Annotated in this window: 8 protein-coding genes and 2 rRNA genes; all 10 read left to right on the plus strand. The window is 61.9% G+C overall.

The window, feature by feature from the left end:
• Positions 1-223: 223 nt before the first annotated feature.
• The 10 genes from LWF01_RS05235 (at position 224) to steA (ending at position 12,853) form a co-directional block, all read left to right on the plus strand.
• Positions 224-3,389: ribosomal RNA gene (locus LWF01_RS05235) — 23S ribosomal RNA — on the plus strand.
• A 199-nt stretch (positions 3,390-3,588) separates the two neighbouring features.
• Positions 3,589-3,705, plus strand: a 5S ribosomal RNA gene (rrf, locus tag LWF01_RS05240).
• Between the two features lie 211 nt (positions 3,706-3,916).
• Positions 3,917-5,701: a hypothetical protein gene (locus LWF01_RS05245; RefSeq protein ID WP_349639989.1), complete on the plus strand. Its 1,785-nt coding sequence runs from the start codon at positions 3,917-3,919 to the stop codon at positions 5,699-5,701.
• On the plus strand, positions 5,617-6,771 hold the full coding sequence (locus LWF01_RS05250) for a hypothetical protein (protein WP_349639990.1): 1,155 nt from the start codon (positions 5,617-5,619) through the stop codon (positions 6,769-6,771). The genes LWF01_RS05245 and LWF01_RS05250 overlap by 85 nt, the downstream gene beginning before the upstream one ends.
• Entirely contained in the window at positions 6,768-7,727 is a 960-nt protein-coding gene (locus LWF01_RS05255) for an HAD-IIA family hydrolase (protein ID WP_349639991.1), read from the plus strand. Before LWF01_RS05250 ends, LWF01_RS05255 begins: the two co-directional genes overlap by 4 nt.
• 24 nt (positions 7,728-7,751) lie before the next feature.
• Entirely contained in the window at positions 7,752-7,937 is a 186-nt protein-coding gene (locus tag LWF01_RS05260; protein WP_349639992.1) for a hypothetical protein, read from the plus strand.
• Positions 7,934-8,854 carry a TlyA family RNA methyltransferase gene (locus tag LWF01_RS05265; RefSeq protein WP_349639993.1) on the plus strand — a complete coding sequence of 307 codons (921 nt, stop codon included), beginning with the start codon at positions 7,934-7,936 and terminating at the stop codon, positions 8,852-8,854. The genes LWF01_RS05260 and LWF01_RS05265 overlap by 4 nt, the downstream gene beginning before the upstream one ends.
• Complete coding sequence (locus LWF01_RS05270) at positions 8,851-9,774, plus strand: NAD kinase (RefSeq protein ID WP_349639994.1); 924 nt, start codon at positions 8,851-8,853, stop codon at positions 9,772-9,774. The genes LWF01_RS05265 and LWF01_RS05270 overlap by 4 nt, the downstream gene beginning before the upstream one ends.
• Positions 9,775-9,782: 8 nt before the next feature.
• Entirely contained in the window at positions 9,783-11,531 is a 1,749-nt protein-coding gene (recN, locus tag LWF01_RS05275; RefSeq protein WP_349639995.1) for a DNA repair protein RecN, read from the plus strand.
• A gap of 125 nt (positions 11,532-11,656) precedes the next feature.
• A complete protein-coding gene (gene steA / locus LWF01_RS05280; protein WP_349639996.1) occupies positions 11,657-12,853 on the plus strand; it encodes a putative cytokinetic ring protein SteA in 1,197 nt (398 codons plus the stop codon).
• Positions 12,854-12,855: the final 2 nt, after the last annotated feature.

Below are 12,855 nucleotides of genomic sequence, written 5' to 3' on the forward strand. Positions count from 1 at the left end.
GGCTGGGTATCACATGAACACGCTGTTGGGCCCTGGGAGAACAGGCGCCCTACCCGTTGTGCTCGTAACAGAGTGTGGGGGGTGGGTGGCTGGTTTTTCTTGTGTGGACCATCGTCGAAGCCTGCGTTTTTGTGGGTGGGTGTGGTGGGGCTGCTGGTGGTTTGAGAACTGTATAGTGGACGCGAGCATCTTATTTATTTTTATGGGTTTGTGTGTGTTTTGTGTGTAAGTTTTTAAGAGCACACGGTGGATGCCTTGGCATCAGGAGCCGAAGAAGGACGTAGTAACCTGCGATAAGCCTCGGGGAGTTGGTAAACGAACGGTGATCCGAGGGTGTCCGAATGGGGAAACCCCGCCAGAGCGCGTGCGTGTCTGGTGACCCGCGCCTGAATATATAGGGCGTGTGGGGGGAACGTGGGGAAGTGAAACATCTCAGTACCCACAGGAAGAGAAAACAAGAGTGATTCCGGGAGTAGTGGCGAGCGAAACCGGATGAGGCTAAACCTGGTCTGTGTGATAGCCGGTAGGCGTTGCAGGTTGGGGGTTGTGGGACCATTCGTGGGGCTCTACCGGGCTTCAAGGGTGACGTGTGTTGGATAGTCGAATCGTTTGGAAAGACGGACCATAGTGGGTGAGAGTCCCGTAGACGAAATTCAGTGCCGGCCCGAGTGGTATCCCGAGTATCACGGGACTCGTGTAATCCCGTGTGAATCTGCCAGGACCACCTGGTAAGCCTAAATACTTCCTGATGACCGATAGCGGACAAGTACCGTGAGGGAAAGGTGAAAAGTACCCCGGGAGGGGAGTGAAATAGTACCTGAAACCGTGTGCTTACAATCCGTCAGAGCCTGTGCGGTCCTTTAGTGGGCTGGTGGGTGATGGCGTGCCTTTTGAAGAATGAGCCTGCGAGTTAGCGATACGTGGCGAGGTTAACCCGTGTGGGGAAGCCGTAGCGAAAGCGAGTCCGAATAGGGCGACCTATAGTCGCGTGTCCTAGACCCGAAGCGAAGTGATCTAGCCATGGCCAGGTTGAAGCGCCGGTAAGACGGCGTGGAGGACCGAACCCACTTCAGTTGAAAATGGAGGGGATGAGCTGTGGTTAGGGGTGAAAGGCCAATCAAACTTCGTGATAGCTGGTTCTCCCCGAAATGCATTTAGGTGCAGCGTCATGTGTTTCTTACCGGAGGTAGAGCTACTGGATGGCTAATGGGCCCAACAAGGTTACTGACGTCAGCCAAACTCCGAATGCCGGTAAGTGAGAGCATGGCAGTGAGACTGCGGGGGATAAGCTTCGTAGTCGAGAGGGAAACAGCCCAGACCACCAACTAAGGCCCCTAAGCGTGTGCTAAGTGGGAAAGGATGTGGAGTTGCACAGACAACCAGGAGGTTGGCTTAGAAGCAGCCATCCTTGAAAGAGTGCGTAATAGCTCACTGGTCAAGTGATTCCGCGCCGACAATGTAGCGGGGCTCAAGTACACCGCCGAAGTTGTGGCATTCACATAATTCCAAGCATTATCCTACGGGGTGGTGTTCAGGGGTGTGGATGGGTAGGGGAGCGTCGTGTGGGCAGTGAAGTCGCGGTGTAAACCAGTGGTGGAGCCTACACGAGTGAGAATGCAGGCATGAGTAGCGAAAGACGGGTGAGAAACCCGTCCGCCGAATGATCAAGGGTTCCAGGGCTAGGCTAATCCGCCCTGGGTAAGTCGGGACCTAAGGCGAGGCCGACAGGCGTAGTCGATGGACAACGGGTTGATATTCCCGTACCGGCGAAGAACCGCCCATACCGATTCCGGGGATACTAACCACCCAAACCACCATGGTCTGGCTTTCGAGCTTGTTCTGTGTTGTGGGGAGCGTGGGACCTGATCTGGTAGTAGGTAAGCGTATTAACAGGTGTGACGCAGGAGGGTAGCTTCCGCGTGCCGATGGTTGTGCACGTCTAAGGATGTAGGGAGTCTTGCAGGTAAATCCGTGAGACTGGCTTTGATGCCGTTCCTGAGATCTGATGGTGACCGCCCTTGTGGCGGGAAGAGGGTGATCCCATGCTGCCGAGAAAAGCATCGACGTGAGGTTCTAGCCGCCCGTACCCCAAACCGACTCAGGTGATCAGGTAGAGAATACTAAGGCGATCGAGAGAATCGTGGTTAAGGAACTCGGCAAAATACCCCCGTAACTTCGGGATAAGGGGGGCCAAGCGCGTGAACACCTTCGCGGTGGGAGCGTGAGTTGGCCGCAGAGACCAGGGAGAAGCGACTGTTTACTAAAAACACAGGTCCGTGCGAAGTCGCAAGACGATGTATACGGACTGACGCCTGCCCGGTGCTGGAAGGTTAAGAGGACTGGTTAACCACACTTGTGTGGTGAAGCTGAGAATTTAAGCCCCAGTAAACGGCGGTGGTAACTATAACCATCCTAAGGTAGCGAAATTCCTTGTCGGGTAAGTTCCGACCTGCACGAATGGCGTAACGACTTCTCTACTGTCTCAACCACGAACTCGGCGAAATTGCATTACGAGTAAAGATGCTCGTTACGCGCAGCAGGACGGAAAGACCCCGAGACCTTTACTACAGTTTGGTATTGGTGTTCGGTGTGGCTTGTGTAGGATAGGTGGGAGACTATGAGACGGGCACGCTAGTGTTCGTGGAGTCATCGTTGAAATACCACTCTGGTCATATTGGATACCTTAACTTCGGACCATGATCTGGTTCAGGGACAGTGCCTGATGGGTAGTTTAACTGGGGCGGTTGCCTCCCAAAGAGTAACGGAGGCGCCCAAAGGTTCCCTCAGCCTGGTTGGCAATCAGGTGTCGAGTGTAAGTGCACAAGGGAGCTTGACTGTGAGACGGACGTGTCGAGCAGGAGCGAAAGCTGGGACTAGTGACCCGGCCGTGGATTGTGGAATCGCGGTCGCTCAACGGATAAAAGGTACCTCGGGGATAACAGGCTGATCTTGCCCAAGAGTCCATATCGACGGCATGGTTTGGCACCTCGATGTCGGCTCGTCGCATCCTGGGGCTGGAGTCGGTCCCAAGGGTTGGGCTGTTCGCCCATTAAAGCGGTACGCGAGCTGGGTTTAGAACGTCGTGAGACAGTTCGGTCCCTATCCGCTGCGCGCGGAGGAAATTTGAGAAGGGCTGTCCTTAGTACGAGAGGACCGGGACGGACGAACCTCTGGTGTGCCAGTTGTCCTGCCAAGGGCACGGCTGGTTAGCTACGTTCGGAAAGGATAACCGCTGAAAGCATCTAAGCGGGAAGCCTGCTTCGAGATGAGATTTCCATACCCCTACGGGGTGAGAGGCTCCCAGCTAGATTACTGGGTTGATAGGCCAGACGTGGAAGCACAGCAATGTGTGGAGCTGACTGGTACTAATAAGCCGATAACTTACCCACACACACTCACGACAAAGAATCCATAACAAGTGTGTAAGAAACGCTGCGTCCACTATACGGTTCCCAAACCACCAAACAACCACCCCCCGGCCATAAACCCGGGGGTGTCACACTATTCACAACAACTACATAAGCTAACTGTTGTGACCCACACACTTCACCACCCCCACCACTGTGCGGGGGTCTGGTGACACAGGGTTACGGCGGCCATAGCGGCAGGGAAACGCCCGGCTCCATTCCGAACCCGGAAGCTAAGCCTGCCAGCGCCGATGGTACTGCACGGGGGACCGTGTGGGAGAGTAGGACACCGCCGGACAACCATTCAAGCAAGGGGCCTGAGGCTACCAGACGGTAGCCTCAGGCCCCTTTCTTCATTTCACGACACATCGCCCACGATGACCACCACCCGTCCACAACCTCGCCGCGCGAGTCCACTGGTCCTGGTGTGGGATAATTGATCGAGCTACTCACGCTTCAAAAAGCCAATTGCATAGAGGAGAGACTCATGTCTCCGCGAGATTTTGACAGTGAACGACCGCGCCAGGATCGGCGTGACGACCGCGGCCCCAGCCGTGACGACCGCGCTCCACGACGCGAAGGTGAGCGCAGCTCAGGATTCAAGCGCAATGAGCGCCCGAACAGCAACCCGAATAGTCGCAGCGATGATCGGCGTCCGCCGCGTGATGGCGAGCGTTCGTCCGGCAGCTTTACACCTAACGATCGGCGTCCGCCGCGTGATGGCGAGCGCGGGTCCGGCCGATTCACCCCTAATGACCGTCGTCCTGCGCGTGATGGTGAGCGTTCGGATCGCGGTCCGGGGACGTTCAACCGTGATGACCGGGGCGACCGTCGTCCAGCGCGCGACGGCGAGCGGAGCTTTGACCGGAATGACCGTGGGGATCGGCGTCCGACGCGCGATGGTGAGCGTGGTTCCGGCAGGTTTACGCCTAATGACCGTGGTCCTCGTTCCTTTAACCGTGATGACCGGGGCGACCGTCGTCCGCCGCGCGATGGCGAGCGGAGCTTCGTCCGTAACGACCGTGGTGGAGAGCGTTCAGATCGTGGTCCGCGTTCCTTCAACCGTGATGACCGGGGAGACCGTCGTCCGCCGCGTGATGGCGAGCGTTCATTCAACCGTGATGACCGTGGGGATCGTCGTCCGCCGCGTGATGGCGAGCGTGGTTCCGGCAGGTTTACGCCTAATGACCGTGGTCCTCGTTCATTCAACCGTGACGATCGTGGGGATCGTCGTCCGCCGCGTGATGGCGAGCGTTCATTTAACCGTGATGATCGTGGGGATCGTCGTCCGCCGCGTGATGGCGAGCGTTCATTTAACCGTGATGACCGCGGCAGCGAGCGTCCGCGTTCCTTCAACCGTGATGACCGTGGAGACCGTCGTCCGCCGCGTGATGGCGAGCGACGGTTCGACCGTAACGACCGCGGGGCTGAGCGTTCGGATCGTGGTCCGCGTTCATTCAACCGTGATGACCGCGGGGATCGTCGTCCGCCGCGTGATGGCGAGCGTTCATTTAACCGTGATGACCGCGGCAGCGAGCGTCCGCGTTCCTTCAACCGTGATGACCGTGGGGATCGTCGTCCGCCGCGCGATGGCGAGCGTAGGTTCGACCGTAACGACCGCGGGGCTGAGCGTTCGGATCGTGGTCCGCGTTCATTCAACCGTGATGACCGTGGGGATCGTCGTCCGCCGCGCGACGGCGAGCGTTCATTTAACCGTGATGACCGCGGCAGCGAGCGTCCGCGTTCCTTCAACCGTGACGATCGTGGGGATCGTCGTGCGCCGCGCGATGGTGAGCGGAGCTTTGACCGGAATGACCGTCGTCCTGCGCGTGATGCTGAGCGTTCGGATCGTGGTCCGCGTTCATTTAACCGTGATGACCGTGGGGATCGTCGTCCGCCGCGCGATGGCGAGCGGAGGTTCGACCGTAACGACCGCGGGGCTGAGCGTTCGGATCGACCGACGGAGCACAGCCGGTCGCGTCCGCCTCAGTACATTCGAGACAATTTCCGCGCGCCGCAGATTCCGGCCGACATCACTGGTCAGGAGCTGGACAAGGAAGCGCGCGCCGAGCTCCGCGGACTCTCCAAGGACAACGCGGAGCGGGTCAGCCAGCACCTGGTTGCCGCAGGCCGACTTCTGGACACCGATCCTGAGCTCGCCTATGAACATGCGCAGGCCGCAGTTCGCCGCGGTGGCCGGATCGGCATCGTGCGCGAGGGGCTCGGCCTGGTCGCGTACGCGTTGGGCAAATACGATGAAGCGGTTCGCGAGCTGCGCACCCATCGGCGGCTGAGCGGGTCGAACCACAACCTCGCGCTGCTTGCCGACTCCGAACGCGGCCGCGGCCGACCTGCCAAAGCAATCGAAATGCTCGGGTACCCCGAGCTAAGCGACCTGGATGAGGCCGACCGGATCGAACTGGTCCTGGTCGCGGCCGGTGCGCACAGCGACCTCGGTCAGCTGGACGAGGCGCAGCGACTGCTGGAGGCCGAGAACCTGCTCGCGCGCCCTAGCGGTCATCTGGTCCGGCTGCAGTCTGCCTATTCGGACCTGCTTCGACTTCGCGGTGACGCGGTCGAGGCCGACAAGTGGGAGAAGCTTGCTCGCCGGACTGCTGCCTCTGCCGGCGCGCTGTTCGGCGACGAGGAACCGGATCCGAACGAGGAGATTGAAATCTTCGAACTGGCCGAGGAGACCGACGTAGACGTGTCCGGTGAGAGCGACGCTCAGCTGGCCACATCAGCGGACGGTGAATCCGGCGACCAGGAAATCGTCGAGGAATTCGGCCATGAAGATGATTTCGTTGTCGGCACGGAGTCTGCCGACGCCGAGACAGAAGCGCTAATTGCCGGCGAGTTCGCTGCCGAGGATGTTGCTGCCGAAATCGGGTCAACGAAGTCGACGGACGATGAGTCCGGTGACGACGACACGCCTGCGGACGATGAGCCTATCGACGAGGATTCCGACGATGATGAACTCGATGACGATGAGCCTATCGACGAGGATTCCGAGGATGGCGAACTCGATGGACAACCTGCTACCGCCGAGGTGACTGGAGACGCCCCAGCCGAAGAACGGGACGAGCGGAACAGCGACGACAGCGTGCCAGCGCAGGAGACGGACACTTCGGTCGATCAGGTATCGCTAGCTGAAGACGACGCCGCGGTGGAAGAGCAGCTGATGGCGGAAGCAGCCGAAGATGATGAAGCTGTCTCCCCGCTGGATAGCGAATCCACCGAAGCGGATAGCGAATCCACCGAAGCGGATGGTGGATCCACCGAAGCGCCGGACGGCGAACCGCTGCCCACTCTGTTCGATGACCTCGGTGGAGCTGATTCCACCGACGGTGACAGCAGGAAATGATGCTTATCGACGCGTACGACGCCGTCCTGTGTGACCTGGACGGCGTCGTATACGAAGGTCCGCACGCTATCCCGGGCGCCAGCCAGGCGGTAGAGCAGATAGTTCAGTCCGGCCGCCGCACGCTGTACATCACCAATAACGCCTCTCGGACCACCGAGGCGGTCGCACAGCATCTGAGCGATCTTGCCATTCCGACTAAAGCCGATGACGTTGTCAGCTCGGCGCAGGCTGCCGCGCGCGTGCTGGCAACCGAGCACCCTGCCGGCTCGCCGATATTAGTTGTCGGCGGCGCCGGCCTGGAAGATGCGCTGTCGGACGAGGGACTGGTCCCGGTTCGCTCGGTCGACGATTCTCCGGCGGCCGTCGTGCAGGGTTTTGACCCCGAAGTCGGCTGGAAGCAACTCGCGGAAGCGACTTTCGCGGTTCGCGCCGGCGTGCCTTGGATAGCAACGAACATCGACCTGACTATCCCGGTCGAACGCGGGATTGCGCCGGGCAACGGCACGCTGGTGAGCGTTGTAGAACAGGCGACCGGAGTGACTCCCCGAGTGGCAGGTAAGCCTGAGCCGGCGATCTTCGAGACCGCGGTGCGCAGGGCGGATGCGAAGAACGCGATCATGGTCGGGGATCGGCTGGACACCGATATCGCCGGTGCCAACCGGGCAGGGATCGACTCGCTACTCGTGCTGACCGGCATCACCGGATTGCGTGAACTTGCCGAAGCTCGAGGCATCGATCGGCCTACGCATATCGCCGATTCGATTTCCGGGTTGTTCGACTCCATGCCGGCCGTGCGCAGCGACGATGACGGATTTCACTGCGGCGCCGCACACGCGGTCGTAGTTGACGGAAAGCTGATCCGGGAAGGCGCCGGCGCCGAGCTGGCGCGCGCAGTCAGCTCCGCGGTCTGGGCCGCTGTGGATGCTGGAACCGAAGTGGACCTGGACGGACTGTAGACGCGTAAGCGATACGGTAGCCAGATGAGCGAAGTTCCAAGCCCGCAGAACGTGCCCGCACCCGAGTCGGCTCCGGAGACCAGCGGTGACGCTGAGGTGGATGCGGTGATAGAGCGGATCGATCAGGTCGCTGAGCTGCCGCTTAAGGAACGCCCAGAGGCGTTCAACGAACTCTATCGCCAGCTGTCGGCGCAGCTTGACGAGCAGTGACGCCCGAAAAACCGGTCAGGCTCGATCAGGAACTGGTCAGGCGTGGGCTGGCTCGTTCTCGCACCCAGGCGGCTCAGTACATTGCGGCTGACGTGGTCCGCGTCGGCGGCCGGCCCGCGGTGAAAGCCGCGCAGCCAGTGGCGAGCGATGACGACATCGTCGTGACGGAGCAGGAAGCCTACGTGTCCCGGGCCGCGCACAAGCTCTCCGGCGCGCTGCGTTACTTCGGCACTGTGACCGGCGAGGCCGGCAGCGTGACCGGCGAGGCCGGCACCGCGACTAGCGAGGCCGGCACCGCGGCAGGCTCCCTGGTCCGCGGCAGGCGGTGCCTCGATGCCGGCGCGTCCACTGGCGGGTTCACCCAGGTTCTGCTGGAGGCCGGTGCCTCGGAAGTCGTGGCCGTCGATGTCGGCCACGACCAGTTCGCTCCCGAGCTCGCGCGACGGCCGGATGTCACTTCGCTTGAGGGCACAAATGTCCGCGGTATCGGCCCCGACGACATCACCGGCGCCGTCGATATCGTCGTCGCCGACCTCTCGTTCATCTCGCTCACCCTGGTGCTGCCAGCCCTGCGCCGCTGCGTCCGGGACGATGGCGACCTGTTCCTGATGGTCAAACCGCAATTCGAGCTGAAGCGCTCCGATCTCGACGGCAGTGGCGTTGTCCGCGACCCGGCAAAGCACGGCCAGGCCCTCCGCTCGGTCGCGGCAACGGCCGGGACCTTGAATCTCAGGGCGGTCGCCATCTGCCGATCGGAGCTGCCCGGACCCAGCGGGAATATCGAGTTTTTCATCTGGTTCAAACCCCTGGTACCCGAAGCCGCCGACCGCTCGTCAGAACCAAACCCTATGCTCGTAATTGAAGAGTTCGCATCGCAGCTCACATCACGCCAGACACAACGGAGGGGGCAGACATGAGTCGGCAGATACTTTTACTAACCCACACCGGTCGATCAGAGGCCCTCGAATCTGCACAGGCGGTTCGCCAGATGCTGGCGCTGGACGGCCTGATCCCGGTGATGTTCGCCAAGGAATCCGAGGAGCTCGACGTGGCCCTTGGCAAGGGGCCTTCCGCAACCAGGCTTCTGCACGACGATGACCTGCCAGAGGCTCTCGATGACATCGAGCTTGTTATGGTGCTCGGCGGCGACGGGACCATTCTGCGGGCCGCCGAGTACGTCCGCGGCAGCCAGGCGCCTCTGCTCGGCGTGAATCTCGGCCACGTTGGATTCCTGGCCGAAAGCGAACGGGAAGACCTTGCCCTTGCCGTGCACAAGGTGGCCGCCAACGACTACCGAGTCGAAGAGCGGATGACGCTCGATGTCGTCGTCACCGTCGATGACGAGGTGATCGCCCGGACCTGGGCGGTCAATGAGGCGACCGTCGAAAAGGCAAGCCGGGAACGGATGCTTGAACTCGTTCTTGAGGTCGACGGCCGGCCGCTGTCGACCTTTGGATGCGACGGCGTGGTGATGGCGACGCCGACCGGTTCCACCGCTTACGCCTTCTCGGCTGGCGGCCCGGTGGTCTGGCCGGAGGTCGAGGCCCTGTTGATGGTGCCGCTCAGCGCGCACGCCCTTTTCGCCCGGCCGGTCGTGGTCGGCCCGTCGTCCACGCTGGCGGTCGAGGTTCTGGACCGCACCGACGGCTCGGGCGTGCTTTGGTGCGATGGACGACGCACAGTTGAACTCCCGCCGGGTGCCCGGATCGAGGTCAGCCGCTCGGCCGTGCCGATCCGGCTGGCCCGACTCAGCCAGGGCCCGTTCACAGACCGCTTGGTGGCGAAATTCCAGTTGCCGGTGACCGGATGGCGCGGCCCGGGGGATGCGCATGATTGAGGAACTGCATGATTGAGGAACTAAGGATCCGGGACCTCGGAGTCATCTCCGAGGCAACGGTCGAACTCGGCCCTGGCCTGACAGTGGTATCGGGTGAGACCGGGGCTGGGAAGACCATGGTCGTCACCGCGCTTGGCCTGCTGCTCGGCGCGCGCGCCGACAGCGGTGCGGTGCGGGCAGGAGCCAAACAGGCATCGGTCGACGGCAGCCTGCGACTCCCCGCCGACTCCCGAGCGGCAGCCAGGATCGACGAGGCTGGAGGCGAGATCGAGGACGACGGCATCGTGCTCTCCCGATCGGTGTTAGCCTCCGGGCGGTCCCGGGGCTTCGCCGGCGGCAGAAGCGTGCCTGTGGGGGTCCTGGTCGATGTCGGTGCCGAACTGGTTACTGTGCACGGCCAGTCCGAACAGATCAGGCTTCGATCAGCCACGGCACAGCGCGACATCCTGGATCGCTTCGCCGGCCCGAAGCTGGCCGCCGAGCTGACCGAGTATCGGGCAGCATATTCCGGCTGGCGCGCTGCGTCGGACGAGTTGGAGACCCTTCGGGCCGAATCATCCAAGCGCACCCAGGAAGCGGACCTGCTGCGCTTCGGGCTGGAAGAAATCTCCCAGGTGGAAGCTCAGCCGGGTGAGGACGCCGAACTGAAGTCCCGCGCCAATCGGCTGGCACACGAAGAAGACCTGCGGATCGCCGCAGAACAATCGGTGCTCGCGGTCACCGGAGGAGACGACTTCGAAGCGACATCCGTCATTGCGCTGCTCGATACGGCGACCCGCGCCCTTGCCGCGGTCGAAGAACACGATGGGCAGTTGGCGAAACTCGCCGACCGGTGCCGCGACCTCGGCTATCAGGCAGCCGATCTCGGTGCCGAGCTCGCCAGTTACGCGACCGGGCTTGAGGCCGGTGGCGCCGAGGAGCTTGCCGGGATCGAGCAGCGGCGAGCCGAACTGGCCAAGCTGACCCGCAAGTATGGCGAAACCATCGACGACGTGCTGCGCTGGGAACGTGAAGGGGTTGACCGGCTGGCAGCGATCGACGGGGACGACGACCGGATCGCCGAGCTTGAGCAGTCCCGCGATCGCCAGCACGAAGCGGCACGTCAGCATGCCGACAAGCTGCACGCGCTCAGAATCAAGGCAGCAGAGAAACTCGGCACGCTGGTGAGTGCGGAACTCCACGCACTGTCGATGCCCAATGCCAAGCTCGTGGTCGACGTGACCGACCGCGGGCAGCTCGGCTCGCACGGAGCTGACGACGTTGCCCTGCTGCTCGCTCCGCACCAGGGTTCAACGCCGCGTGAAATCTCGAAAGGCGCCTCAGGTGGCGAACTGTCCCGGGTGATGCTTGCCCTAGAGGTAGTCATTGCCGGGGTCGATCCGGTGCCGACATTTGTTTTCGACGAGGTTGATTCCGGTGTGGGTGGCAAAGCCGCGGTCGAAATTGGCCGAAGGCTGGCGAAGCTTGCCCAGTCTGCGCAGGTCCTCGTTGTTACCCACCTTCCGCAGGTCGCGGCCTGGGCCGACGCGCACCTGCAGGTATCGAAGACCGCAGACAGCGCGGCGGGCATAACCCTCAGCGATGTCCGAACCCTTGACCTCGACGAGCGGAAAATCGAGCTGGCAAGAATGCTCGCCGGAGATGACGAGTCCGAAGCAGCTCTGACCCACGCCGGAGAGCTGCTGGATTCCGCCGCAGCCGAGCGCGGTAGCTGGAAGCAGGCAGCCGCGGCAAGGGCAGCCACGGCGAAGAGCTGACCGAAGTGAAGGGCTGAAGCACGCCGAAAGCCCCCGCCGAATGAGAGCAGGCTAACAGCGCTTCCAACCGCCGGAGTGCGTGTAGGAATCGCAACTTGCGCTGCGACATGGGAAAATGAATCTTGATGAAGCTGCGCAGGGTAAAGGAACAGGACACATCGGTTGCCGATGGGATGTCGGCGACCGCTCGAGTAGACCCTCGAACCAAAGACCTGACGAAGCGCCTGGAGCCCGGCGATATCGCGGTTATCAACCACGAAGACATCGACCGGGTCTCCGCCGAGGCGCTCGTCGGCTGCCGGCCGAAGGCGGTTGTCAACGCCGCCCGGTCGATCTCGGGTCGCTACCCGAATCTGGGGCCGGAAATCCTGGTGAACGCCGGAATTCCACTGATTGACGGCGTCGGCGAAGAGATTATGAGCAAGGTCACGGAAGGGGAGTCGCTCACCATCGAGGGTGGCCGGCTCCTGCTCGGCGACGAGCTGGTCGGCGAGGGCACTGTGCAGACCTCCGAGCAGGTCAGCGCGGATATGACCGAGGCCGAGGCAGGCATGTCCGTCGTGCTGGAATCATTCGTGACCAACACGATCGAGTACATCCGCAAAGAGCGCGATCTGCTGCTTGACCGGGTCGGGGTGCCCCATGTGCGCACCAAGATCGAAGGCCGGCAGGTGCTCATCGTGGTGCGTGGTTACCACTACAAAGAAGACCTGGCGATGCTCAAGCCGTATATCCGCGAGTATCGTCCGATCCTGATCGGCGTCGATGGCGGCGCGGACGCCATCCTGGAAGCCGGACAGGTGCCGGACATGATTGTCGGGGACATGGACTCCGTGTCTGACAAGGCACTCTCCTGTGGCGCCGAACTTGTCGTGCATGCCTACCGGGACGGCCGGGCGCCGGGACTCGAACGCCTTCAGGAACTCGGCGTCGAATGCGTCGTCTTCCCTGCCACAGGCACCAGCGAAGACGTTGCCATGCTGCTTGCCGATGATAAGGGCGCCAACCTGATCGTCGCCGTGGGAACTCACGACACCTTGATCGAGTTTCTGGACAAGGGGCGGAAGGGAATGGCGAGCACATTCCTGACCCGGCTCCGGGTCGGGTCCAAACTGATTGACGCCAAGGGAGTGTCCCGGCTCTACCGGCAACGAATTTCCAACCTGCAGATGACGCTGTTGGCATTGGCCGGTCTGCTGGCAGTGCTGGTCGCCCTGGCCGCGACCGCGGCCGGGCAGACGCTATTCGGCCTCGTCGCAGCAAATTTTGATGGAGTCATCTCCTGGGTCCGACACCTTTTCGGCGGATCCAGTGCTGGCTGAGC

The organism is Saxibacter everestensis, assembly GCF_025787225.1.
Taxonomy (GTDB): Bacteria; Actinomycetota; Actinomycetes; order Actinomycetales; family Brevibacteriaceae; genus Saxibacter; species Saxibacter everestensis.

Bases quoted from the DNA above. Each gene is read 5' to 3' on its own strand.
- LWF01_RS05260 (WP_349639992.1), top strand. From the start codon at position 7,752: ATGAGCGAAGTTCCAAGCCCGCAGAACGTGCCCGCACCCGAGTCGGCT.
- steA (WP_349639996.1), top strand. From the start codon at position 11,657: ATGAAGCTGCGCAGGGTAAAGGAACAGGACACATCGGTTGCCGATGGG.
- LWF01_RS05255 (WP_349639991.1), top strand. From the start codon at position 6,768: ATGATGCTTATCGACGCGTACGACGCCGTCCTGTGTGACCTGGACGGC.
- LWF01_RS05270 (WP_349639994.1), top strand. From the start codon at position 8,851: ATGAGTCGGCAGATACTTTTACTAACCCACACCGGTCGATCAGAGGCC.
- recN (WP_349639995.1), top strand. From the start codon at position 9,783: ATGATTGAGGAACTAAGGATCCGGGACCTCGGAGTCATCTCCGAGGCA.